This is a genomic window from Agrobacterium sp. DSM 25558, assembly GCF_900100825.1.
Classification (GTDB): Bacteria; Pseudomonadota; Alphaproteobacteria; order Rhizobiales; family Rhizobiaceae; genus Agrobacterium.
The window spans coordinates 18,794-40,477 of the sequence record NZ_FMUD01000033.1; the positions used below are offsets into that span (position 1 = coordinate 18,794).

The 21,684-nt window shown below is 57.3% G+C and carries 28 protein-coding genes; 16 read left to right on the forward strand and 12 right to left on the reverse strand.

Features of this window, described 5'->3' with window-relative positions; all coding sequences use genetic code 11:
- Positions 1-165: 165 nt before the first annotated feature.
- The 3 genes from DSM25558_RS22045 to DSM25558_RS22055 form a co-directional block, all read right to left on the reverse strand.
- The gene (locus tag DSM25558_RS22045; protein WP_077106825.1) at positions 166-522 is read right to left on the reverse strand and encodes a nuclear transport factor 2 family protein; all 357 of its coding nucleotides are present in this window, start codon (positions 520-522) and stop codon (positions 166-168) included.
- Positions 523-551: 29 nt separating this feature from the next.
- Positions 552-935, reverse strand: coding sequence for an ACT domain-containing protein (locus DSM25558_RS22050; RefSeq protein WP_077106826.1), 384 nt, complete (start codon positions 933-935; stop codon positions 552-554).
- Between the two features lie 117 nt (positions 936-1,052).
- Positions 1,053-1,703 carry a glutathione S-transferase family protein gene (locus DSM25558_RS22055; protein ID WP_077106827.1) on the reverse strand — a complete coding sequence of 217 codons (651 nt, stop codon included), beginning with the start codon at positions 1,701-1,703 and terminating at the stop codon, positions 1,053-1,055.
- Between the two features lie 240 nt (positions 1,704-1,943).
- Between DSM25558_RS22055 and DSM25558_RS22060 the strand changes: the two genes are divergently transcribed.
- The 4 genes from DSM25558_RS22060 to DSM25558_RS22075 all read left to right on the forward strand — a co-directional run bounded on the left by DSM25558_RS22060 (position 1,944) and on the right by DSM25558_RS22075 (position 3,957).
- Positions 1,944-2,813: an RNase A-like domain-containing protein gene (locus DSM25558_RS22060; RefSeq protein ID WP_077106828.1), complete on the forward strand. Its 870-nt coding sequence runs from the start codon at positions 1,944-1,946 to the stop codon at positions 2,811-2,813.
- Between the two features lie 11 nt (positions 2,814-2,824).
- Positions 2,825-3,154, forward strand: a complete 330-nt coding sequence (locus DSM25558_RS22065; RefSeq protein ID WP_143240204.1) for a contact-dependent growth inhibition system immunity protein — start codon at positions 2,825-2,827, stop codon at positions 3,152-3,154.
- Positions 3,155-3,177: 23 nt separating this feature from the next.
- On the forward strand, positions 3,178-3,507 hold the full coding sequence (locus DSM25558_RS22070) for a contact-dependent growth inhibition system immunity protein (RefSeq protein ID WP_077106830.1): 330 nt from the start codon (positions 3,178-3,180) through the stop codon (positions 3,505-3,507).
- 120 nt (positions 3,508-3,627) lie between these two features.
- On the forward strand, positions 3,628-3,957 hold the full coding sequence (locus DSM25558_RS22075) for a contact-dependent growth inhibition system immunity protein (protein ID WP_077106831.1): 330 nt from the start codon (positions 3,628-3,630) through the stop codon (positions 3,955-3,957).
- An 8-nt stretch (positions 3,958-3,965) separates the two neighbouring features.
- Here the strand turns inward: DSM25558_RS22075 and DSM25558_RS22080 are convergent, their stop codons facing one another.
- Positions 3,966-4,352, reverse strand: a complete 387-nt coding sequence (locus DSM25558_RS22080) for an ester cyclase (protein ID WP_077106832.1) — start codon at positions 4,350-4,352, stop codon at positions 3,966-3,968.
- Positions 4,353-4,548: 196 nt separating this feature from the next.
- Here DSM25558_RS22080 and DSM25558_RS22085 point away from each other — a divergent pair, with 196 nt between their 5' ends.
- Both DSM25558_RS22085 and DSM25558_RS22090 read left to right on the forward strand, forming a co-directional pair.
- Positions 4,549-4,983: a DUF2231 domain-containing protein gene (locus DSM25558_RS22085; protein WP_077106833.1), complete on the forward strand. Its 435-nt coding sequence runs from the start codon at positions 4,549-4,551 to the stop codon at positions 4,981-4,983.
- Complete coding sequence (locus tag DSM25558_RS22090; RefSeq protein WP_077106834.1) at positions 4,983-6,446, forward strand: PQQ-dependent sugar dehydrogenase; 1,464 nt, start codon at positions 4,983-4,985, stop codon at positions 6,444-6,446. Before DSM25558_RS22085 ends, DSM25558_RS22090 begins: the two co-directional genes overlap by 1 nt.
- A 77-nt stretch (positions 6,447-6,523) precedes the next feature.
- Here DSM25558_RS22090 and DSM25558_RS22095 read toward each other — a convergent pair whose 3' ends face one another.
- A complete protein-coding gene (locus DSM25558_RS22095) occupies positions 6,524-7,483 on the reverse strand; it encodes an alpha/beta fold hydrolase (RefSeq protein WP_077106870.1) in 960 nt (319 codons plus the stop codon).
- A gap of 145 nt (positions 7,484-7,628) precedes the next feature.
- Between DSM25558_RS22095 and DSM25558_RS22100 the strand changes: the two genes are divergently transcribed.
- A complete protein-coding gene (locus tag DSM25558_RS22100; RefSeq protein WP_143240205.1) occupies positions 7,629-8,054 on the forward strand; it encodes an RrF2 family transcriptional regulator in 426 nt (141 codons plus the stop codon).
- Between the two features lie 15 nt (positions 8,055-8,069).
- On the opposite strand, the gene DSM25558_RS22105 is transcribed toward DSM25558_RS22100, so the two are convergent.
- Entirely contained in the window at positions 8,070-8,468 is a 399-nt protein-coding gene (locus tag DSM25558_RS22105; protein ID WP_077106836.1) for a DUF1801 domain-containing protein, read from the reverse strand.
- 164 nt (positions 8,469-8,632) lie between these two features.
- Here DSM25558_RS22105 and DSM25558_RS22110 point away from each other — a divergent pair, with 164 nt between their 5' ends.
- Both DSM25558_RS22110 and DSM25558_RS22115 read left to right on the forward strand, forming a co-directional pair.
- Positions 8,633-9,220: a DUF1214 domain-containing protein gene (locus tag DSM25558_RS22110; protein WP_077106837.1), complete on the forward strand. Its 588-nt coding sequence runs from the start codon at positions 8,633-8,635 to the stop codon at positions 9,218-9,220.
- Positions 9,213-9,761, forward strand: coding sequence for a DUF1254 domain-containing protein (locus DSM25558_RS22115; protein WP_077106838.1), 549 nt, complete (start codon positions 9,213-9,215; stop codon positions 9,759-9,761). Before DSM25558_RS22110 ends, DSM25558_RS22115 begins: the two co-directional genes overlap by 8 nt.
- A 21-nt stretch (positions 9,762-9,782) precedes the next feature.
- On the opposite strand, the gene DSM25558_RS22120 is transcribed toward DSM25558_RS22115, so the two are convergent.
- Positions 9,783-9,992, reverse strand: a complete 210-nt coding sequence (locus DSM25558_RS22120) for a hypothetical protein (RefSeq protein WP_077106839.1) — start codon at positions 9,990-9,992, stop codon at positions 9,783-9,785.
- Between the two features lie 715 nt (positions 9,993-10,707).
- Between DSM25558_RS22120 and DSM25558_RS22125 the strand changes: the two genes are divergently transcribed.
- The 3 genes from DSM25558_RS22125 (at position 10,708) to DSM25558_RS22135 (ending at position 14,493) form a co-directional block, all read left to right on the forward strand.
- The gene (locus tag DSM25558_RS22125; protein ID WP_244554276.1) at positions 10,708-11,679 is read left to right on the forward strand and encodes a DUF2336 domain-containing protein; all 972 of its coding nucleotides are present in this window, start codon (positions 10,708-10,710) and stop codon (positions 11,677-11,679) included.
- Positions 11,680-12,064: 385 nt separating this feature from the next.
- The gene (locus tag DSM25558_RS22130; protein ID WP_077106841.1) at positions 12,065-14,008 is read left to right on the forward strand and encodes a methyl-accepting chemotaxis protein; all 1,944 of its coding nucleotides are present in this window, start codon (positions 12,065-12,067) and stop codon (positions 14,006-14,008) included.
- Positions 14,008-14,493, forward strand: coding sequence for a chemotaxis protein CheW (locus DSM25558_RS22135; RefSeq protein ID WP_077106842.1), 486 nt, complete (start codon positions 14,008-14,010; stop codon positions 14,491-14,493). Before DSM25558_RS22130 ends, DSM25558_RS22135 begins: the two co-directional genes overlap by 1 nt.
- A gap of 251 nt (positions 14,494-14,744) precedes the next feature.
- Here DSM25558_RS22135 and DSM25558_RS22145 read toward each other — a convergent pair whose 3' ends face one another.
- From DSM25558_RS22145 to DSM25558_RS22155, 3 genes are all read right to left on the reverse strand, one after another.
- Positions 14,745-15,089 (reverse strand): DUF1491 family protein, encoded by a 345-nt coding sequence (locus DSM25558_RS22145; RefSeq protein ID WP_077106844.1) that lies wholly within the window; start codon positions 15,087-15,089, stop codon positions 14,745-14,747.
- Positions 15,090-15,262: 173 nt separating this feature from the next.
- A complete protein-coding gene (locus DSM25558_RS22150; RefSeq protein ID WP_077106845.1) occupies positions 15,263-16,210 on the reverse strand; it encodes a peptidoglycan-binding domain-containing protein in 948 nt (315 codons plus the stop codon).
- On the reverse strand, positions 16,182-17,708 hold the full coding sequence (locus DSM25558_RS22155) for a sensor histidine kinase (protein ID WP_077106871.1): 1,527 nt from the start codon (positions 17,706-17,708) through the stop codon (positions 16,182-16,184). Before DSM25558_RS22155 ends, DSM25558_RS22150 begins: the two co-directional genes overlap by 29 nt.
- A gap of 492 nt (positions 17,709-18,200) precedes the next feature.
- Between DSM25558_RS22155 and DSM25558_RS22160 the strand changes: the two genes are divergently transcribed.
- The 4 genes from DSM25558_RS22160 (at position 18,201) to DSM25558_RS22175 (ending at position 20,296) form a co-directional block, all read left to right on the forward strand.
- A complete protein-coding gene (locus DSM25558_RS22160; RefSeq protein WP_077106846.1) occupies positions 18,201-18,632 on the forward strand; it encodes a DUF5330 domain-containing protein in 432 nt (143 codons plus the stop codon).
- Between the two features lie 351 nt (positions 18,633-18,983).
- Positions 18,984-19,400, forward strand: a complete 417-nt coding sequence (locus tag DSM25558_RS22165; RefSeq protein WP_077106847.1) for a SufE family protein — start codon at positions 18,984-18,986, stop codon at positions 19,398-19,400.
- Between the two features lie 61 nt (positions 19,401-19,461).
- Positions 19,462-19,791, forward strand: coding sequence for a type II toxin-antitoxin system PrlF family antitoxin (locus DSM25558_RS22170; protein ID WP_077106848.1), 330 nt, complete (start codon positions 19,462-19,464; stop codon positions 19,789-19,791).
- Position 19,792: 1 nt separating this feature from the next.
- Positions 19,793-20,296, forward strand: coding sequence for a type II toxin-antitoxin system YhaV family toxin (locus DSM25558_RS22175; protein WP_077106849.1), 504 nt, complete (start codon positions 19,793-19,795; stop codon positions 20,294-20,296).
- A gap of 37 nt (positions 20,297-20,333) precedes the next feature.
- On the opposite strand, the gene DSM25558_RS22180 is transcribed toward DSM25558_RS22175, so the two are convergent.
- The gene (locus DSM25558_RS22180; RefSeq protein WP_244554277.1) at positions 20,334-21,110 is read right to left on the reverse strand and encodes a DUF6456 domain-containing protein; all 777 of its coding nucleotides are present in this window, start codon (positions 21,108-21,110) and stop codon (positions 20,334-20,336) included.
- 20 nt (positions 21,111-21,130) lie between these two features.
- Positions 21,131-21,544: a hypothetical protein gene (locus tag DSM25558_RS22185; protein WP_159442517.1), complete on the reverse strand. Its 414-nt coding sequence runs from the start codon at positions 21,542-21,544 to the stop codon at positions 21,131-21,133.
- Between the last annotated feature and the right edge of the window lie 140 nt (positions 21,545-21,684).

The window sequence follows — 21,684 nt, forward strand, 5'->3', positions numbered from 1 at the left end:
TGGGTGGCCCATTACGCATTCAATAAGAGGGCGACGACAAGCAAGACGAAAACACAAATGACCTGATGCATTTATACCCCCAACCGGAACAGAAGTCGCTTTATTGCTTCAATCTGAGATAGCATTTCGCTCAAAAATTACAATATTAAGGTCCCAATCCATCGATTAGAAAATCCGGCGCTCGCCCAACTTGAACCAGGCCTTGGCGATCTTGTCGTTTTCGATCTCGTAAATGCAGACCACATCCACTTCGCCGCGCCCTTCAGGAAAGGTTCGGGTTACTGTTTCGTGGTCGATGACGACATTGCCGACGGTGATACGGGTCAGCAACGTTCCGTGGAGATCAGGCTCCTTGAAGCGCTCTATGTGGCGCTCGCGGATCTCGTCGACACCCTTGGCCAGCAGTGTGGATGGGAAAGCGTAATATTCGCAATCCTGCGCCCACCACGGCATGAAGGCGTCGATATCCTTGGCATTATAGGCCGCAAGCTGCTCGCGGACCGGCTGTTCTATGTCGTTCATCACATGTCATTTTCAGGTTGGAGTGGTGATCAGATGAAGGAATGCCCGGCCTTTATCAAAAGATCGCGGGAGGTTTCCAGATCGTCGGTTTTGACCAGCAGGTGGTCGCCATCGAATGTGGACACCACGAAAATGCCGATGCCATTTTCCGAAAGCGGCTGGATGACCGATAGTACGATGCCGGTTTCATCGAAGGCGAACGGCCCTTGAAGCTTGATGCAGGACCAGCCGCCATCCACCTGCACGCCGTGTGGAATTCGCTCCCGCAGGCAGACGATGGAGAGTTCGTCATCCGTGCGGCTGATGCTAACAAAGCCTTGTCCATCCGCCCAGCTGGGAATGGCATCGGATGGACCCAACCGGGCCACGCCGTAAGTCCCATCCAGAGCCCGAAGCTTCACCCGTGGTGCCATGTAAAATCCTGCCTTTCGTCCAACAGCGTCCTCTTCCGCCCGCTGCTCAGCATGGTGGAATTGGCGCTTTGCGATACGCCATCGAGAACCAGATGTCGAACACGGACTGCTTGCCTGCTACTGCGCAGAGGCAGCCTTGAACACGGCCAGTTGCGCGGCAAATGCGCGTTGATAGGCCGGGCGGGCCTCGCCGCGGGCAACATAGGCGGCAAGGTTGGGGTAGTCGTTCAACAGGCCCGAGGCCTTTGCGCGCAACAGCACCGTTACCATCAACAGATCACCCGCGCTGAATGCACCATCCAGCCACTCGGCATCGCCAAGGCGGGCGGAAAGCTCGCGCAGCCTCTGATGAATGCGCGCATCGACCAGCGGCAGGCGCTCCTGCGCCCAGCTGCGCTCACCTTCCACAATCTTTGCGACCACGCGCTCCATAAGCGGTGGCTCGACGGTGTTGATCGCGGCAAACATCCAGTTGATGGTTCGCGCCCGCGCATTCGCCTCCGTCGGCAGCAGGCCCGGATGTGTTTCGGCAATATGCAGAACGATGGCCCCGGATTCGAACAGCGCAAGGTCGCCCTCCTCAAAGGTCGGGATTTGCCCGAAGGGATGCAGTGCCATGTGATCCGGCTCTTTCATCGCCTGAAACGACAAAAGCCGCACCTCATAAGGCTGCCTCACCTCCTCCAGCGCCCAACGCACCCGCATATCCCGCGCCAACCCCTTGCCGCGATCCGGCGAGGTTTCAAAAGCAGTGATCGTTATCGTCATGGCCGTTCTCCCAGGATGGTATGGATGGAAGACGAATGGTGGAGCAGGTTGCCGACAGGGCTTATCCCGTTTTTTCGCAAGCTTGAGCGACGTCCTTACAAAATGCCAGGCTTTCATTGTTCTCAATCATCAAACGTAGTGCTGCGCGCCTTGGAATTGCCACAGAATGACAGAAAAACTCAATCACTGATGGTAAAATGATTTTTGATTGAGTTTTTAAGGCAATTCATCGGAGGTTACATGGCGGGCGAAACCAGGCAGTTCGAGGACGCGGATGAGGGGTTGGTTATTGCAGTGTCCGCATTGCAATTGGCCGCGGTTTTGGAAGGCGAAAGCGTTGAACAAAGCGGAACGCCGGGAAATCGCCTTATAGGTGCATTGCGGCTGCTCGGATGCGCGGCAGAAGGCGTCACTGCCGGAGCGCTTTGGCTGGCTCCCGAGCCAACGACACTGACAAAAATCGGGGGTACCGCGCTCGCACTCCATGCAGCGGACCAATGCACCACTGGCGGGCGTCAACTCTGGACCGGTCTTGACGAACGGTCGCTGACTGAACGCGGCACGTCGACCATCGCGAGAAGTCTCGGTGCGAACCCCAACACGGCGCAAAACATAGGCATGGCCGTGGATTTCCTGGTGCCAATCGGCGGTGCCATGATGGCGGGTGCCGTTAGGGCTGCTGCCGTTCGCTCTGGTCGTATCTCATTGATGCAACACGAGGCACAGGCTGGAACACGCCTGGGCGGGCACACGATTGCCCGACACGTTGGTAAGGACGAAGCGTTTCTGCGGCAACGTATAGCTCAGACTGCGACGGGACGCGCACCGCCACCGGCAATCTCATCATTCAGCAGTCTTCGCGTGGCAGAAGAACAGATTTCGCGAGCCTTGAAAGTCAACCAGGCGCGGATTTTACAGTGGTCGAAAACCGCCCCTACCGGTGCAACCCTTCAACCGCCTATCGTCTTCGATGCGGGCCGCATCGTCGGACACGGCGTCATTCGGTCATCCGGACAACTGCAGCAAATGTCGAAACTGCGTCTTGTTATAAAAAAGGAAAGTTATAACGGTATGACGCACTATATTCTGACGGCATTCCCTATTCCCTGATGATGAGCGCCATGACCACAACTGAAGACGATTTTCCAACGATCGCAGGCCTCATTGCTGGCTATCTGCATCAGGATATGGATTTGGAATATGACAGCATACCAGAGGCACTAGCTGGTTATGCGCGCTTCACCGAGCTCCAAGAAAAGCAGAAACTGCTCACGGAAATGGAGCGTTTTAGTGAACGGTACCACAACGATCTCGAAGGCGAGTTTTCGAAACGTTACTGGTTCGACTTCACACCTGATACGATCGGCCAAACGGTTTTACAGTTTTTCGCGATGCTCCGCGAAATTCTCGCTGATCCTGAGTGCTATGTCCGTTTCGAGCCGCGTGACTAAACAATTGAAGTTTAACTTTCGGTATGAACATAACCGACCACGATTTTCCAGCACTTTTTGGCCTCGTCGCTGGCTGTCTGCATCAAGACATGGAGTTGGAATACGATACTGTGCCTGAAGCGCTGGCAGGGTATGCACGCTTTACCGAGATCGATGAAAAGCAAATGCTATTCAATGAAATGAAGAGTTTCCTCGAACGATATAACAACGATCTAGATGGCGAGTTCTCTAGGCGTTTCGGTTTTAATTTCACACCCGAATCCACAGGACTTACAGTGCCGGAGTTTTTTGAGATGCTCAGAACAATCATGGATGATCCGGAGGGTTACCTGCGCTTCGAACCGCGCAATTGAGTGCGAGAATTGTGCTCGGTTTTTGGCAGATGGCGGTCATGACACTACGATCAATGCTTGCCTTGCCTTCGCCTAACATATCGACGGAGCGAGAAACTGGGGGCAGCAAAGTCGAGTATCATGAACATAACTGACGATGAATTTCCCGCTCTCTCCGGCCTGCTTGGTAACTACTTCCATCAGGACATGGATCTGGAATTTGATAGTGACGCGGAGGCAATCGCGGAATATGCAAACGTCACAGCCGAGCCAAGGAAGCGGCAATTGCTGGGTGAGATGGCAGCGTTCATGGAGCGTTATCACAACGATCTCGAAGGCGAGTTGTCCAGACGCTATCAGCTAGACGTCGGACCACACCCGACAGGGCAGACAGTCCCGGAATTTTTCGAGATGATCAGGGCGATAATTGCAGATCCGAAAAGCTATGTGCGTTTCCACCCGCACCCTTGAGGCCGCCCTCACAACTGCGCAGCAATCGCCGCCGTATCAATGACCGACCACAGTTCCTCGATCTTTCCACCCTTGAACCGATAAAAGACGTTTTCGCTGAAGGTCACGGTTTTGCCGTTGATGGGGAGGTTGAAGAAGGTGCCTTTTGGCGTGCAATGGAAGTGCAGTCGGCTGGCGATGACGGGGGGTTGGCAGACGAGGAGCTCTATGTTGAAGCTCAGGTCCGGGATTTCGCGGAAGTCGTTCTCCAGCATATCGCGGTAGCCAGACAGGCCCAATTCGCGCCCGTTATGCACCGCGTTTTCGGCGACGAAATTTCCGAGATTTTGCCAATCCTGCGCGTTCAGGCAGGCAATGTAGGCGCGGTAGATGGCGGCGAGATCAGTGTCGGTCATGGTTCGGTAACGGCGTGGACGGGAATGCAGTTCCGCGCGGCACGGATCTTGAGGCTTTGGCTGGCGTGGCGCTTCCTATGCACATCATTGGACGGTGCAACCAAATCCCCGCCAAACCGTTGATTTATCACGCGCGGCTGTATGTGGCCGATGCAACGCGATTGCCCTATTCGTCTTGAGTTTCGGAGCCTTCTCCATGAATGAAATCTCGTCTCGCAGAGAAGCCTCTGCATATCCCTTTCAATTGCTGTTCGTGCCGTTTCCTTTCGTCTGCTTTTCGCTGGCGCTGGGAACGGATATCGCCTTTTGGCAGACCGGCAATCTGATGTGGCAGAATTTTTCCGCCTGGCTTTTGTTTGCCGGGCTGGTCATCGGCGGTCTGGGCCTGCTGGCTGGGCTGATAGATCTGTTGCGGGCGCGCACGCGGCCCATGCGGCCTTCGTTTTTCGCCATTCTTCTGTTCATCATCATGCTGCTTCTGGCCTTCGTCAACAGCCTCGTTCACGCCGGTGATGGCTGGACTGCCGTCGTGCCTTACGGGCTTCTTCTGTCGGCTATCACCTTCGTCGTGTCGCTGATGGCGGTTGCCGCTTCTACCCGCAAATATGCAAGACTGGCTTGGAGAGTATGATGGTCACGCCGCGCTTTATCCGTACTGCTATCCTTCTGGGCAGCGTAGCCGTCATTCTGCCCGCCTGTAGCGATCAGAACGGCAATTTCGATCTCTCGCAGCAGATTGGTGCCGACCCGGTTCTGCCCGCTCCATCGCCTAGCCTCATTCCAGACCTGAAGGTGGCCGAGGTCGTCGGCTGGAAGGATGGCGAAACGCCAACCGTGCCTCAAGGGCTGAAGATTACCGCCTATCAGAAAGACCTCGTCAACCCGCGCACCGTGCACACGCTGCCGAATGGCGATGTGCTTGTTGTGCAGTCACGCGGCCCGAAGGGTGAGCCGCCATCGCGCCCGAAGGACATTATTCGCGGCTGGATCATGGCCATCGCCCATGGTGAAACAGGCCCGCAGAAGCCGAGCAACATCATCACCTTGCTGCGCGATACGAACCGCGATGGCACGGTGGATGAGCGACACGAGTTGCTGACCAACCTCGACTCGCCCTTTGGCGTCGCTTTTGCCGACAACACGCTTTATGTCGCGACCGCCTCCAATATTCTGGCCTACCCCTATCAGCTAGGTCAGAACGAGATTACCGCAGAGCCAAAAATCCTGACGCCGCTTCCCGGCGGTCCGATCAACCACCACTGGACGAAGGATCTGGCGCTGAGCCCCGATGGCAAGATGCTCTACGTCTCCGTCGGCTCCAACTCCAACATCGTGGAAAACGGCATAGAGGCCGAGAAGAACCGCGCGGCAATCTTGCAGGTGGACCGCCGGACCGGTGCCTTCAAGCTGTTCGCTTCCGGCCTGCGCAACCCCAATGGCCTTGCCTTCAACCCTGAAAGCAAGGAACTCTGGGCCGTCATCAACGAACGTGACGAACTCGGCCCCAACCTCGTGCCCGACTATATGACCTCGGTGAAGGAAAACGCCTTTTACGGCTGGCCGTGGAGCTATTACGGCAACCACGTGGACGCCCGCGTCCACCCACAGCGTCCTGATATGGTCGAAAAAGCGATCAAACCGGATTATGCGCTTTCCAGCCACGTTGCAGCCCTCGGCCTCACCTTCTCGCTCAACTCCGCTTTGCCCGCGCCCTATGCAAACGGCGCGTTCATTGGTGAACATGGCAGCTGGAACCGCAATGCGTTCAACGGTTACCGCGTGACCTATGTGCCATTCGAAAACGGCAAGCCAGCGGGCAAGACGCAGGATGTTGTCACCGGCTTCATTCAAGGCGACAAGGCCCGCGGCCGCCCTGTAGGCGTCGGCATAGACGGCACCGGCGCGCTGCTGGTGGCGGATGATGCAGGCAATACGGTGTGGCGTGTTGCGGCAGCGGATGGAAAAGTGACACCGGCACCGGTTGCGACGGATGATGTTTCCGGAGGTGGCGTTGCCCCGACGGCATCTGCCCCGGCAGCACCGGTTGCGCCATCAGCTCCGGCGATTGCGCCCGCCCCTGCACCTGCGAACTGACAACAGACTCTTCATAACGCCGTTACCCAACCGGTGACGGCGTTATAACGTCTGTGTGCTGGGGCGATGGATGAACCTCAGCCTCTCAGAAATTCAATGATGGCTTGGTTCACCACGTCTGGTGCCTCCTGCGGTAGCCAATGGCCTGCCCCGGTAACGATCTGGGTTTTCTGGAGAGCTGGCGCAAGCGAGGGCATGGCCTCGATCATCTCTTTCATGCCAGGAATGGCAAGGCCGGTATCCCGCTCCCCCACCATGAACAGCGCTAGGATAGTAACTTTCAAGCCCGACAGAGCGTGCTGGAGCTGCCAGTTCCGATCCAGATTTTTGTAATAGTTGAGACCGCCCGTAAAGCCGGACGCGGTGAAGGCGCTAACAAGCACATCCCAATCGCTCTCCGTCAGCCATGACACGGGACGATCCGGCAGATCGGCGAGCAAACCACGCCTGCGAGACACCATGCCGAACGGGTTGGGCGTGTCATCTCCCGGGAGGCGCGGCCCGGCCTCACCACTGGCAGCGTAATAGATTTTGCGCAGCGTCGTTTCAGGGTCTCTGTCGAGTTCAGCAGGCGCCTCATCCTGCTGGAAATAGAGCGCATAAAGCAGTGCGTCATCCGTGGCTGGGAAGATGGCACTGGGCGCGACTGGCGGTTGGCCCATCAGTGGCACGCCCATGGCAACGACCTTATGGAAGCGATCCGGGCGGAGAAGTGCTGCCTGCCAGGCAATTGTCGCACCCCAATCATTGCCGACGATGGTTGTCTTGTCATCCCCCAGCGCATCGACCAGAGCCACCATGTCAGCCACGAGGTCGAAGACAGTGAACTGTGCCGAATCCTGCGGCGCGTTCGTCATGCCATAGCCGCGCATGTCAGGTGCCACAGCATGAAACCCGGCCTCTGCCAAAGCGCTAATCTGGTGACGCCATGCATGCGAGGTTTCCGGAAACCCGTGGCAAAGCACCACCAGAGGTCCCTCGCCCGCTTCCAGAATGTTCATGTCGAGGGTTTGTGTCTTGATCATCCGCTGTTTCATATCGATCTCCTCGAAAGGCATGCTTCAGGAAAGCGCCATTTCAAAATGCGACGCTTGGCGTTCATTGCGTATCAGGATATGTTACAGAATAAGCAGGATCAAGATACCGTAACAAATATTGTTACGTTTTATGGAGACGTCAGCATTGGGTAGGGATGGCCGACTGGCGCGCATGGTGCACGTCCTCGTTCACATGGGGCTTCTGGGCGGGCGGGAAACATCCGAACGTATCGCGCAGATGCTGAACACCAATGCCGTCGTGGTCCGGCGAACCATGGGCCAATTGCGGCGACACGGGATTGTCGTCTCAGAAGGTGGTCGCGGTGGCGGCTGGTCGCTGGCAAAACCTCTGGAAGAGCTGACAATCCTCGATGTTCAGCGGGCACTTCAGGGCGAGACCATTCTCGAGGCCCCACTTTCCAGCGACCACCCATCCTGCCCGGTGGAAAAAGCGACGAATGCGCGGCTTGTGGAGGCATTTCAGGGCGCGGAACTGGCGCTAGCAACGGCGTTTCAGAATGCCCGGCTTTCGGACATCGCCCGCACTGCCCTTCAGTCTAAACCGGATTGATTCAGGCCACCTAGCTCAACGTCCGGCAGACATGTTTCGCGTTATCGCCTCCAGAACCAGCGCCTTCAACGCCTCCGCATCGATCTCCTCACCCTCGTGAATATCGATGGCGCGGCGGGTGTTACCATCAAGGCTGGCGTTGAACAGGTGAGCGGGATCGCTCAGCGACGCACCGTGGGCGAAGGTCATCTTGACGACGGCCTTGTAGGTTTCGCCGGTGCAGATAATGCCGTGATGCGACCAGACCGGCACGCCGCGCCACTTCCATTCCTCGATGATATCAGGGTCGGCCTGTGTGATGATGGCGCGCAACCGGGCGAGCGTTTCGCCGCGCCAATCGGACAATTCGGCAATGCGCTGGTCGATCAGATGGGTGGCGTCTTGTGCTGAAACGGGTTCGGTTGTGCTGGCCATGGGCGTCCTCGGCAAACATCTGGCGGCGGTTCCAGGCACCAAATTAGCACATCCTCAGCAACAAGCGTGGAGATTTATGGAAAGCCCGCTTCGGCATCGTTCTGCCCATTTCCCCCAAACGAAATCAGTGCTAACCCTCACCTGTTCCAAAACGGGAAAACAGCGTGTTTCGAGTTCCATTTCTTGTTGCAATTTCGCTCATCATCGCCTTTGGCGGCGGAATATTATCCACACTTGCGGCCCTTGAAGCGACCGATGGTTTCGGCTCGATCAAGATCGGCGCATGGGATGCTTTTCCCGAAGCACAGACGATAGAGGCCGATCCCTACGCGAAATCGCACCGGGCGGATGCGGGCAAGCTGCTCTATGGAACAGCCGAAGGCTTAAGCTTTACCGCCGCTGCCGACAGCAGCGGACAGCGTCTGACCGGCGAATGCCGCTACAGATTGACCGGCACTCTGCCCCCTTCCCGCTTCTGGACGCTTTATGCCGCCGACCAGCAGGGCAACCTTCTGGATGATGGCTCCGGTCGTCCCATTGCGCTGAATTCCCGCACGCTGCTGCATGGCCAGGGTGGCGGCATGGATGTTTCCGTTGCGGCGACCGCGCAGACCTACAACTGGCTGGCCGTACCGCAGGGTGGCAATTTCAAGCTGGTGCTGACGCTGCTGGATACGCCCGTGGCAGGGAGTACGGGTCTGATCGACATCAAGATGCCGGACATCCAGAAAACAGGGTGCGGCAATGTTTAAGGTCATCTTTGCCATCTTCGTCGGCCTGGTGGGTGCCGCCGTGCTGCATCTGATCATCCTGCTGTCGACACCGCATTTTTCCAACCGTGATGCCTATACGCGCGCAGTGGCAGAGGGCGCAGCCAACGCTTTCCATTTGCTGGATGACAGCCGCGAAAAAACCGAGCTTGGCAGCGGCGATCCCTTCATGCGGGTGGCCGTCTGCACTTTCGATGTGAGTGAGAAACCGGCGCGGCTGGCGGCCTTCGGGGTTGTCCCCTTCTGGTCCGTGTCGATTTTCGACAGCGCGTCCAATGAGATTTTCAGCATGAACGATCGCACGTCGGCGGGCGGAGAGCTGGATATTCTGGTGGCCAATCAGGTTCAGCTTGCGGCCATTCGTAAAGCGCAGCCGACAGAACTGTCGAAATCCATTCTGGTGGAAGCGGGACAGAACAAGGGTTACGCCGTATTGCGAACCATGGTGCCGCAGCCAAGCTTCGTGGAAGAGGCAACGAGATTTCTGAGCGAGGCAAAGTGCGAGCAGACGCCCTGGTCTTGAACCACAGCCTTTACCGTCAGGTCAGGAACCGAGAGCGGCTTCAGCAGTGATGACGGATGTCTTGCGCTTGCGGGGCTTTTTCTGCGCGTCCATCTGGATATCAACGACGGGCCGCTCGTAACGGACACCGGTGAAAAACAGAAGTTGCGCCGGACCGCTTGCAGGCACCTGCGCATTTGTCGGTCTGCTAAGGCGGCGGGACGCCGCATAAAACGAAATAACTTCCGTCATAGTCTTCTCCTCTCAGGGGGCATGACGCTTGGTTGTTGAATAAAGCGCGCGGATGCGTTGGACACGCGCGGGAATGCCATCACCACAACATTGTGCATTTCCAGTCCACAGACTGGCATGGGAGACGAGAGGCCGCTGCAAGCACATCGCTTGCTGCAGTATAAGCTAAATTTCAAATTCGAAATCTAGCACCGAATCTGCAGCCTGCCTATGCCATTACAAACATGTATAGGTTAATCATTCGTTAATACTAATGTTCTCGTCTCGACACATATCCCATTAAAATTTACTGGATTGCAGAAACACTTCATAAAGCCTGACGTCACACTTCTGTGAACGTAAAAATGTCACAAATTGGAAAGCCGTTGTATTTTATAACCAAATCGCCAAATGCAGGAAATTGCTGGTTAAATTTTTGTCGAGACGCGTTTGACGAGCCTCGTTTGCGTGAGGTCTAAGGCAGGTAGCCGCCATGATGGCGGTCAGGGGCTCGTCTTTCCATGTCATCGGCAAGGCGGGCGAGTCCCGGCTAGCATCCAGCGATGCTCGACGCGTTTCAGCGTCTCTCCTTCTCCCCCACCCAATTCAGTGTCTTAAAAATTTGCTGTGCATAGCGGCAAAAAACCGCTTTGCGTTGGCGCTGGTTAACAGGGCGTCAACACGTTTGTTATAACTTGAACGGATCGTTTTGTTTTGCGTCACATTGGGTATTGCGTTGACCGACCGGTTTCGAGAACTAGAAAGGCCAAGCGCCGATAGGAAGAAAGACGTTGTGCTTATGGCCACCGTATCGAGTTTCGAAGGGCTGTCTCATCCGTCCAAATCCGAGCTTCGTCAATTCGCGGAGCTGTTCATGCCACTGTTTTCCGCCTCTACCGCAGAAGCGAAGAGGGAAGCAGTTGCGGCATTGTCGCAAAACCCCAACATACCCTCGGCAGTCGCTTTTTTCATCGCAAGCCAGCCCATCGGGCTTTCCGCGCCGTTCCTTGTCTCCTCCAAATGCCTTGATGACGATACGCTGATTGCCATTGCCCGCACGCAGGGCGGGGCGCATGCGCGCACCATCGTTCGCCGTGAAGACCTTTCCCCCACCGTCATCGATGCGCTGGTCGGGCTGCGTCATGCGCGCCAAGCTCCAAAACGTGAAGATCAGACCGCGACGGCCGACATCGCACAGTCCATGGAACGGACGATTGCCGAACGCGAAGAGGATTTGCGCCGTCAGCTGCGCACCATGGCGCGGCAACTGCAACGCCCGGTCAGCGACACCCTGGGCGTGCGCCGCCTGACGGATGTGCAAGAAGCGCTTCTTGTGCGCTTTGCACGCGAACGCAATGCCCGGCAGTTCTCCATGGCGCTTTCGGATTCCCTTTCGGCAACCCACTGGCTCTCGGAGCGGGTGATGCTGGATATCTCCGGCCAGCAACTGGCCACCACCATGACCGGCCTTGGCATGGACTTCGCCGATGCCGCCTTCGTCTTGGAATGCTTCTACCCGCATCTGAAAGTACAGGACGGCGACATGACGCTTGCGGAAACCATGCTGGAAAATCTTGACCCCGCGCAATGCGAAGAGCGCATTGAAAGCTGGCGTCGCGCCGATCGCTACACCGCCGATCCTGCTCGCGCCGACAGCACATCCAGCGAGCAACCTGCCGCTGTTCAGAAGCTCGTCGTCAGGCGGTAAAAACGTAAAAGTTGTATGCCCGATGGAAGCGCTGTCGGAGAACCGTCAGCGCTTTTTGCACGTTCTCAACTCAACTGAGCGTGGAATATACGCCAGCGCATTGACTCGTTTTAAGCGAGAATAATCAATTATTTCGACAAACTTACGTTACGGAAGTTATTCTCGTCGGCAAGTAATGATATCTTTAGATAAAGTGTCGAAGGATCACCCCGCAAACTCCATTCTTGAATGGAATCAGTAGACCAAGCGGAGGAGCGCAGCCTACTTTAGGCTGTGTCGCAGTGACTGCTTGCTGCCCCGATGAAGGGGATGGCTACGCGCGATGTTTCAATCTGCATTCGAGTGCCACTCATGCGCGCTCTTCAGTCACCGTCTCGAGGAATCCATGTCATTTCTGACGAATACGAAAATAAAGACCAAAGTCATTTCGGTTATTGCATTGATGAGCGCAGCGTCGGTGGCCGGACTGGCCTATGTCAGCGTGCAGTATAAGAACACGGACGGCCAATATGGCGACTTCATCAGCAAGACCGCTTACGCAGCGGTTCTGAATGCACGCACGAGCGGAAACTTGAACGGCTTGGGCATGCAGGCGCTTCGTGCGTCTCTGGCCGATCCGTCGAGCCCCGCCTTCGCGGATGCTCTCAAGACCTTCACGTCGAATTTGAAGCAGGCCGACGAACGCCAGACGCAGATCATTCAATTGGTTCCTGAGCGCACTGCGGGCGCGCGCGACATTCTTCAGGGCTTCACCGAAATTGAAACGGGCATCAACAAAACGGTCGCCCTTGCCCAGGCCGGACAGCAGGCGCAGGCCCAGCAGACAGCCATGGATGTGGTGACCAAGGTCATTGAACTCTCACCGAAAATCAGCGCCGGTACCGAGCAGCTGATCAAGTCGATGAACGAAGGCAATGATCAGCTGACCGTCAACACCAATGAAACCATTCTCACCGGTCTGATCGGGATCATCCTCATCTCCGCTCTTCTGGTTGGTCTTGGTCTTTATATCTCTATCCAGGGCATCACGGCACCCATCGCGCGTCTTCGCGAGCGGATGGCTTCACTGGCCGCCGGGGAAACGAAGGCCGAAATCGACGGAATGGACCGCAAGGATGAAGTGGGCCAGATGGCCGCTGCCGTGCAGGCCTTCCGTGAAAACGCCATCGAGCGCAATCGCCTGGAGCAAGAGACGGAGGCCAACCGCTCGTCTTCCGAGAAGGACCGCATTGCGCATGAGGCGCAGAAGACAAAAGAAGCAGCAGAGGTGCAGTTCGCCGTGGACAATCTCGCCTCGGCACTTTCCAAGCTTGCAGACGGCGACACGACGCATCGCCTGCAACAGCCGTTCGCGCAAACCCTCGACGGTGTCCGCGGCGACTTCAACCGCACGGCAGAACAGCTGCAATCGACGCTGAACCGCGTGGCACAGAATGCGCGCGGCATCGATTCCGGTGCCAACGAAATCAAGTCCGCAGCCGACGATCTTGCCAAGCGCACCGAACAGCAGGCAGCAGCCGTGGAAGAAACGGCCGCAGCGCTCGAGCAGATTACCACCACCGTCAAGGACGCGACACGACGTGCGCAGGACGCTGGCCAGCTGGTGAGCCGGGCAAAGCTTGGTGCCGAGAAATCCGGAGAGGTGGTGCGCAAAGCCGTCGCCGCCATGCAGCAGATCGAAAAATCCTCCGGCGAGATTTCCAACATCATCGGCGTCATCGACGAGATTGCGTTCCAGACCAATCTTCTGGCTCTGAACGCCGGTGTCGAAGCGGCACGCGCTGGTGAAGCGGGCAAGGGCTTTGCAGTCGTTGCCCAGGAAGTGCGCGAACTGGCCCAGCGTTCCGCCAACGCCGCCAAGGACATCAAGGCGTTGATCACCACCTCCAACACGCAGGTTCAGCAGGGCGTGCAGCTGGTTGGTGAAACGGGCGTTGCGCTGGAAACCATCGTGACCGAGGTGCAGGAAATCAACCGCCATGTCGCGGCGATTGCGGAATCGGCGCAAGAACAGTCATCCGGTCTCCAGCAGATCAACACGGCTGTGAACCAGATGGACCAGGACACTCAGAAGAACGCGGCGATGGTGGAAGAAAGCACCGCTGCAAGCCATGGGCTGGCGCAGGAAGTTCGCTCCCTCAACCAGATTCTGGCGCAGTTCAAGCTTTCGGAAAACGGTTATGCCGCGACCTCTGCCAACCCACGCGTCGCCGCATCTCATGATCGGCCATCGGCATCCCCTGCCCGGGCGCTGGGCCGCAAGATCAGCGCTGCCTTCTCCGGCAATGCCGCTCTCGACACATCCAAGAGCAACTGGGAAGAATTTTGATGGACCACAACCCAGTCAAACGGGCCGATGACGCGCTCGAAATCATCGCCTTCATGCTGAACGATCAGCAGTTTGCCGTTCGCACGACCTCCATCCGAGAAATTCGCGGATGGGCTCCCGTTACGCCGCTGCCGCACACGCCTCCGGAAGTCGTGGGTGTGATGAATCTCCGCGGCACGGTCATTCCGATCATCGATCTGGCCTGCAAGCTGGGAATGCCCGCAGCCGAAGCAAATGAACGCAGCGCCATCGTCGTGACCAGCGTCAAGGGCAAGACAATCGGCATGATGGTGGACCGTGTTTCGGATATTCTGACCGTGCCGGCATCGGAGCTGCAGCCAGTGCCAGCCACCGCCGGCCTCGCCACCACCGGCTATGCGGAGGGCATTTTCGCGCGCGACAAGGTCATGATCTGCTTCCTCGATCTCAACGCCATCTTTGCCGCCCCAGAAGCCGACAGCTGGGAGACGCCGAACGCGGCTTAGCGTGTTGGATATGGGGTACGAGTTGGGCTTGGTTTTCTTTGGTCGAAGTGTAGGGCGGTGGGTGTGGCTTCACCCCCCTCTGCCCTGCCGGGCATCTCCCCCACAGGTGGGGAGATCGGCAGGTTGAGACCTCTCGCCCATCTCAAAGGCTGCGGGTGGAGGGAGAGTAAGCCCAGCCAATCTCCCTCCTTGTGGGGGAGATGTCCGGCAGGACAGAGGGGGGTAAGCCACACCCACCTACCCTGCGAACCTCACGCCGAAACAACCGTAACCAACCCCTCCACCGTCTCGGTCTCCAACTCCACCACCCAAAGATCACTGTCGAAACGCCGTTCCTTCTCCAGCAACGCCTCGACCTCCGGCGCTTCGGCATTCGTCAGACGCAGCTCGAAACGGCGCTCCGCCCTCTCCTCTTCATCATCGGAAAAGCTCTGGGGCGCTGGACCGTAAAGGTTTTCCAGACCGGTGCGAAGGCGTTGACGGATAAAGATCGCGCCCGCCGCATCCGCGCCTTTGCGCTCAATGGCAGCGAAATCGCCTGCGGAAAACACGCGACGGACAAGGGCAGAAACAAAAATCTCGGATTTAAGACGCATGTTGGAGCCTTTCCAGGCCAGATTGAAACGTTATGGCGGGCATATTTCCGTCAGGCTCAACGGCGATTGTCTCGACCGTACCTTGGAGTATGCTCTTCGCCAATCACCGTTGCCCTGACGAAAATCTGCTCCACCCTAACGCTTCAATCTAACCTGGAAAGGCTCCGTGGATATCATAAAGCGCCGATGGATTTCAGCTTTTTCAGCACGGCTTCGTTTGGCTCGCCGGTTTCCGGCAGGCGGTAGTGCTTCTCGAAGTTGCGGATGGCGGTGCGGGTCTGTTCGCCTGGCACGCCGTCCACCTTCACGGAGGCGTAGGCGATGTTTACGAGACCCTGCTGGATCTTGGCGACGAGATCCTTTCCGGCAGGCTTGGCCGATGGGCCTGATGTTAGCGACACCGGCTGCGCCTTGGGCGGATCGCTCTCGGCATTGCGAATGGCAGCCGCTACGGGATCGATCGCCACGCCACCGGAATTGGCCGCTGCTGGGCGGTCCTTCGGCAGGGCTTTGGGAATAGCCGCAACCGTGGTGGCGCTGTCTATTTTCAGAGCTGAAAGAATGCGGCTCGTGGGTTCGCCGGTCTGCTCCATGCCGACGGTTTCTTCGAAGAACAGCACGGCGGCTGTGGTGCGGGGCCCGGGCATGCCATCCGCCACGCCTTCGTAAAGGCCACGGCGGGCAAGCTCTCGCTGAATTTCGGCAACAATTTCGGATGGTTGGTGTGGCGTCGCCTGCGCTATCGCACTTGCCAGCGGATCGGCTGGCGGCGTGGCAGCCGAAGGCGGCGCAGCGGGTTGCGGCGTATCGGTCTGGCGTTCGATGCGGAAGGTCGTGACGTTGCCGTGCTCCCCTAACCCTGAGGCCAGGCGATATCCGGGAATGCCGTTCGGATTTTCCTCATCACGGGTGCGCAGGAAAGGCGACGGGTGGTGGCCGGGCTGATACCACAGCGCATTGGCGGCAACGAAGCCGAACACGACCAGAAAGGCGGTGCAGCCGCCGACGAGTTTTGGATGACGCAGAAGCTGGTTTCCGATGGCGAGAGCGGCCACGGAAACGAACCCCGGCTCCTTGCGAACCGGTGTTTTCCTAGGCGATTTTCGCTTTGGCGCGGCCATCCGCAACATCCTCCTTCATCGTGTCAGTCACAGGTGTCTGTGGCTTGAGGCGCGGTGGAAACTCCACCGGTTCTCTTGCATCGTCCCAATCTCCGCCGGTCTTCTGGCCGGAGCCATCGGCTGGCAGCAGGATCGTTACCATCGTGCCCTCACCGGGACGGCTGGTAATGGTCACGGTGCCACCATGCAATTCGACCAACCCCTTGACCAAAGCAAGGCCGAGGCCCGTGCCTTCGTAGCGGCGGGTATATTCGTTCTGGACCTGCATGAAAGGCTGGCCGAGAAGCGCGATCTTGTCAGCGGCGATACCAATGCCGGTATCGCTGACCGTCAGCTTCAGCATGCCGCCTTCCAGCGATGCGTCCATGGAGACCACACCACCCGATTCGGTAAACTTGATGGCATTGCCAGCCAGATTGATCAAAACCTGCTGGATGGCGCGTTGATCTGCAACCACTTCACCCATGTCGCGCTGGATGCGGCTCGTAAGGGTCAGGCCCTTCTGCTTGGCCTGAAGACCCAGCATGCCTTCGCAGGTGTTGATGGCATCCGAGATGCGGAACGGCTCCATCAGCAAATCATAATGGCCCGCTTCCAGCTTGCTCATATCCAGCATGGTGTTGACCACCGACAGGAGATGCGCGCCGGACTGGCGGATCAGCGAGACATATTCGCGCTGGCGGTCGTTTTCCAGCTTGCCGAAATACTCGCCTGCCAGAATATCGGAGAAACCGAGAACGGCATTCAGCGGCGTGCGCAATTCGTGACTGACGGCAGCAAGGAAGCGCGACTTGGCATCATTTGCCGATTCGGCTTCCGCGACCTTGCGGGCAACTTCCTTGCGCAGGATTTCCTTTTCGGTGATATCGCGCAACTGCCCGATAGCCCCGACAAGCCTGCCGAAACGATCACGTTCGGCGGTGATATCCATACGGCCGTAAATGAACTGGGTCTGACGGGCGGCGGCGCCATTTTCAAAACGCAGATCGGCAATGGCATTATCGTCGCCCTGCCGCAGCGCATCGAAAGCCTGCATCAGGCCGATACGATCCGAAACATGCACCAGCTCCGCGAAGAAATGGCCCGCGCAGTTCTGGAAACGCGCTGGAAATTGCTTGAGATCGCGACCGGACACGCTTCTGACGACGCCGTGCTCATCGAATACCACCAGCAGACCCGGAACCTGCGTTGCCAGCACCATATTATCTGTCACCAGCCTGGGACGGGCTTCCGGCTTGACAGGCTTGCGCAGGGCCAGCAGCGAAGCGGCGGCAGCAAGGAACACGGCAAAGACGGCCGCAACGCCGAGAGGCAGCGCGACGGAGACCGGAAAAATCAGGCAGAAAACCGCTGGGACGACGAAAAATGCAGCAAGTCCGAATGCGACGAGACGACGCAAAGCCTGAACCGTTGCGGTTCGCACGCTTTCGTCTTCTTCCATGCGCGACAGCCACATGCCCGTGGCATGATCGATCAACGCAACCGCTTTTTCCGTTATATTACGCAATAGCTGAACACCGAATTCCATATGGGCCGGACAGCCCTTAACCATGCCCGACAATAGAGGCCCCCGGCTTAAGGAAAGGCTAAAAGCGGTTGCGCCTAAAGCCGCTAAAACCCTTGAGGGTCTCATTTCGGAGCATTTGCGCCAGACTTTGCATTTCATGGTTAATGACGGGTAAGCAAAGGATTTTGTTATATTTTTCTCATTGCGTTAATCTTTGTGGCAGGCCGGACCGGCGCTATCCCCTGCATTTGTTGGGGACCGCCGCAATTATGCTTAACATCAAAGGCTAAAACTCTAACGAAATGCGATTGTCGGTCCTGCGACGGAACAAATAGGTACAATTTGAATTAAATCCTGCCGGTTTCTGCAAATGGCTGTTTGTCTGTTGTAGCTAGGGTGATGCCAAGCCCGAAACGAAACAAACGGAACAGGGCAAACACGGATGACCCGAAAAGGGCGACGGTTGAACAGGGTGGTTTCGCAATGTGGTTTTTGATCAAGTCATCGATCTTCTTTTCGCTGGTTCTGGTGGCGCTGTCCTACTTCGGTAGTTCCAGCGACAGCAATTCGCAGACCTCACAGATGAACGTCGCAGGCGCTGTTTCGGCAGCCAGCGAAGCCTACCGTTATGTCAGTGCCATCTGCGTGGAAAAACCCGACGTCTGCGTCAAGGGTGCAGAAACATTTCATGCCCTGGGTGAACGAGCCCGTGAAGGCGCAAAGGTTGCCTACCAGCTGATCGACGCGCAACTGGCTGGCAGCGAAGAGCCTGCAAAGCTTGCAGATGCCACAGCACCCGCAGTCACCGTACCAGCAGCCACGGTGGATGTTGCGCAGGAGAGCGACGACATCAAGACTGGCACGATCAAGTCCCAGCCCTACGTTCCCCTGCCGCAGCGCCGCCCTGCCCTCTGAGCTTACCCCCCCATTTCATCGAGGCAACCCGCCTCTTGTCCTCCCCTTGCGGCTCACCCGGTGAGCCGCCTGACTGCCCGACTTGCAAGCCCTGCACGAATTCCCTTCGTCGCAGGGCTTTTTTTCGTCGGTATGACGGTTCAATTCAGGGACGGTTTGACCTATATGCAAGTTTAAAGCGACGGTAGGTCTCCCCTCCCTCATTCCTGTGCCTGTCACAAGAATCTAGTTAGCCCAAGTCCTTGGGTCGGAAAGAGTCTCCCGCCGCGCAGACGCGCGTCGACTGGATTCTTGTGACAAGCACAGGAATGAGGGAGGCGTTGATGCGGTTCGAACAACGGATACGGACAAATGGCTTCTCTCGACAAGATCATGGACGACTTTGCGTTTCTCGATGACTGGGAGGATCGCTATCGCTACGTGATCGAACTCGGCAAAGAGCTGCCGGATCTGGCCGAAGACAAAAAGATCGCCGAGAACAAGGTGCAGGGCTGCGCAAGCCAGGTCTGGGTCGTCAGCCATAGCGATGGCGAGAGCGACCCGATGCTGACCTTCGAGGGTGATTCCGACGCCCACATCGTGCGCGGCCTCGTCGCCATCGTGCTCGCCGTCTATTCCGGCAAAAAGGCCTCCGAAATCGCCAGTCTGGACGCCATCGAAGTCTTCGGCAAAATCGGCCTCGTCGAACACCTCTCCTCCCAACGCGCCAACGGCCTCCGCTCCATGGTCAACCGCATCCGCGCCGAGGCGCAGTTGCTGGCTGCTTGAGTGTCCAATTGACAAAGTAAGGATTTTTCCTTACATTTTCGAGCCAGATAGGGAGCTCGATATGCCCGCTTTACTCAAAAAAGTCAGTACGATCACGGAAAAGGGCCAGGTTACGGTGCCCAAATCTGTCAGGGATGCGCTTGGGCTTGGATATGGCGGGCGTATCGCTTTCTATATCGATGAGAACAGGCATGTTTCCATAGAAAAAGAAGTCGAGGAAGAAGACGATCCGGTGGTCGGTAGCTTCCTTAGCTTTCTGTCGCGAGATATGGAAAAGCACCCTGAACATATTCAGGAATTCCCACAGGCATTGCGCCAACGGATGATGGAGCTAACCAAGGGCATGCAGGTCGATCTGGATGATCCCATCATTGGCGACGTGACGATCTGAGATGCCCGTCATCAACGGCTGGACCGTACGCGCGCATCCTCTTTTGCTTGATCAACTGGAAAAGCTGACGGCGAAGGTGGAAAATCTGGCGCGAAAAGATTCCGAAACCTATCGGGAAAATGCCAATACCAAGTTGCTGGCGGCACTTCAGTCACTGCTGTTCGACAAGATACCTCAAGACCCGACTTCAACATCCTATGTTCACGGAAACACGCTGGGCACCAGCCGTCGGCATTGGTTTAGAGCGAAGTTCGGCGGTGCACGATTTCGTCTATTTTTTCGCTACAGCACCCGGGCGAAGGTCATCATCTTCGCCTGGGTGAATGATGAAAACACGCTGAGAACATATGGCTCCAAAACGGATGCCTATGCCGTGTTTAAAGACATGTTGAACGGCGGCAACCCGCCTGATGACTGGGAGACGCTGCTCAAAACTGCATCGCAAGACAATGTCGAAAAGCGCCTTGGCAAAGCTTTCGTCTCCGCATCACCGCAAAAGAATTAGCCGACCAATAGCCTTCGCTAGCTTTTGTGGCCACCTCTCACACCACCGGCCTATACCCCTCTGCGCCCCAATGGTGGCTGTCGCGTTTGCGGGTGGGTGGTGGCGGTGGGGCGTAGTGTCTGGAGAGGGCGAGTAGCGCGGTGCGCAGCATGAGTTTGGCTGAGCGGACCGGCCATTGCCGTTCTCGTTCCACCAGTTCAAGGCCCTTTTCGAAACAGCAGACATCGATGGCCACGCCTGCCAGTTCAGGACCCATGGCGTCGGCGGCCTTTGAAAATCGCATGCGGGCGGCCATGGCGGTGTCGCTCAAGTCTTGCGCGCCGTTGCCCTGCCCCTTGGTGCGCTTCGCCAGACGTGGCTCCCAGGATGCGGTGATGCGCGGGCTCAGGTGGCCTCGGTGGAAATCGCGGGCCAGCCTCTCGCCCGCTTCAAGCGTATCGGAACCGAAGAAGCTTTGGCCATCGCGATCCTTCAGTCGTGAAAGTGCCAGCAGGGGCGAGGACAATTCGTTGCGACGGGCGTTGTGACGCGCGCCATCCATGTCCACGGAGACGGTCTCGCACAGTCGGTGCTGCTCTTGGAAAATCTCGTCGCGCTCCTTGACCATAGCCCGCTTGATGAAGGCATTGGCGGTGTCCTGAACGTAAAGCGCATTCCCTTCCCTGCGCAGCAATCCGGCAGAAAGCGTCTGATCCAGAACATGCTTGTCGACCTGCCGGGATGCGGTCGTACCCTGGACGGTGATTTCGATGTCGACGCCACTCTCTTTCATCTGCGCAGGGCCGTGCCCGATGAAACGCAGAAGACGTACCATTCCCCGTTCATTGCCCTCGCTCATTGCGCACCTGCCTGAAGCGTTTCGCGAATGGGGTGGGCCGCCTGCTCCACAGCGGTTACGAAGGCGTCGAAGCCTTCATCGTCCCTGCGATCCTCCACCCGTTGGCAGGTAATGCTGACGGTCGAGGGGTCTCGCCCGAAGCAGACGGCGACCTCCCAAATGGGCAGCGACAGTGAGACATGGCTGACATAGAGGGCAATCTGGCGAATATGAGACATGGCGTGACGCCGGTCTCGCCGCACCATGTCGCGATCCACGATGTCTGCGAACAGAGTGCAGGTTATCTCGCGCACCCGCTGGCAGGCCAGCCGATGTGCCTCCGGGACGGGAGAGGCTGGGCAGGCGCGATAGGCTGGGTAAAGATTGCCGATGGTGGATGCGGGGCCGGATGGCTCAAGGTTCAAGGACATGATACAACTCCTCATAAAATAGGAATTAATTCATACACCATGATAATATCCACCACAATTGCTGAAATGCGTTCAATCAACAAGCGGTTGAAAACTTAAGCGGTATTTCTGCATGGGAGCAGAAAGGATTATTTTCTTAA

Coding starts and splice junctions, on each gene's coding strand:
- DSM25558_RS22145 (WP_077106844.1), bottom strand. CDS start 15,089: ATGCGTCTTAAATCCGAGATTTTTGTTTCTGCCCTTGTCCGTCGCGTG.
- DSM25558_RS22055 (WP_077106827.1), bottom strand. CDS start 1,703: ATGACGATAACGATCACTGCTTTTGAAACCTCGCCGGATCGCGGCAAG.
- DSM25558_RS22135 (WP_077106842.1), top strand. CDS start 14,008: ATGGACCACAACCCAGTCAAACGGGCCGATGACGCGCTCGAAATCATC.
- DSM25558_RS22070 (WP_077106830.1), top strand. CDS start 3,178: ATGAACATAACCGACCACGATTTTCCAGCACTTTTTGGCCTCGTCGCT.
- DSM25558_RS22180 (WP_244554277.1), bottom strand. CDS start 21,110: ATGGTACGTCTTCTGCGTTTCATCGGGCACGGCCCTGCGCAGATGAAA.
- DSM25558_RS22115 (WP_077106838.1), top strand. CDS start 9,213: ATGTTTAAGGTCATCTTTGCCATCTTCGTCGGCCTGGTGGGTGCCGCC.
- DSM25558_RS22045 (WP_077106825.1), bottom strand. CDS start 522: ATGAACGACATAGAACAGCCGGTCCGCGAGCAGCTTGCGGCCTATAAT.
- DSM25558_RS22165 (WP_077106847.1), top strand. CDS start 18,984: ATGGCTTCTCTCGACAAGATCATGGACGACTTTGCGTTTCTCGATGAC.
- DSM25558_RS22130 (WP_077106841.1), top strand. CDS start 12,065: ATGTCATTTCTGACGAATACGAAAATAAAGACCAAAGTCATTTCGGTT.
- DSM25558_RS22105 (WP_077106836.1), bottom strand. CDS start 8,468: ATGGCCAGCACAACCGAACCCGTTTCAGCACAAGACGCCACCCATCTG.
- DSM25558_RS22160 (WP_077106846.1), top strand. CDS start 18,201: ATGTGGTTTTTGATCAAGTCATCGATCTTCTTTTCGCTGGTTCTGGTG.
- DSM25558_RS22095 (WP_077106870.1), bottom strand. CDS start 7,483: ATGAAACAGCGGATGATCAAGACACAAACCCTCGACATGAACATTCTG.
- DSM25558_RS22085 (WP_077106833.1), top strand. CDS start 4,549: ATGAATGAAATCTCGTCTCGCAGAGAAGCCTCTGCATATCCCTTTCAA.
- DSM25558_RS22090 (WP_077106834.1), top strand. CDS start 4,983: ATGGTCACGCCGCGCTTTATCCGTACTGCTATCCTTCTGGGCAGCGTA.
- DSM25558_RS22150 (WP_077106845.1), bottom strand. CDS start 16,210: ATGGCCGCGCCAAAGCGAAAATCGCCTAGGAAAACACCGGTTCGCAAG.
- DSM25558_RS22075 (WP_077106831.1), top strand. CDS start 3,628: ATGAACATAACTGACGATGAATTTCCCGCTCTCTCCGGCCTGCTTGGT.
- DSM25558_RS22170 (WP_077106848.1), top strand. CDS start 19,462: ATGCCCGCTTTACTCAAAAAAGTCAGTACGATCACGGAAAAGGGCCAG.
- DSM25558_RS22050 (WP_077106826.1), bottom strand. CDS start 935: ATGGCACCACGGGTGAAGCTTCGGGCTCTGGATGGGACTTACGGCGTG.
- DSM25558_RS22080 (WP_077106832.1), bottom strand. CDS start 4,352: ATGACCGACACTGATCTCGCCGCCATCTACCGCGCCTACATTGCCTGC.
- DSM25558_RS22185 (WP_159442517.1), bottom strand. CDS start 21,544: ATGTCCTTGAACCTTGAGCCATCCGGCCCCGCATCCACCATCGGCAAT.
- DSM25558_RS22175 (WP_077106849.1), top strand. CDS start 19,793: ATGCCCGTCATCAACGGCTGGACCGTACGCGCGCATCCTCTTTTGCTT.
- DSM25558_RS22120 (WP_077106839.1), bottom strand. CDS start 9,992: ATGACGGAAGTTATTTCGTTTTATGCGGCGTCCCGCCGCCTTAGCAGA.
- DSM25558_RS22060 (WP_077106828.1), top strand. CDS start 1,944: ATGGCGGGCGAAACCAGGCAGTTCGAGGACGCGGATGAGGGGTTGGTT.
- DSM25558_RS22065 (WP_143240204.1), top strand. CDS start 2,825: ATGACCACAACTGAAGACGATTTTCCAACGATCGCAGGCCTCATTGCT.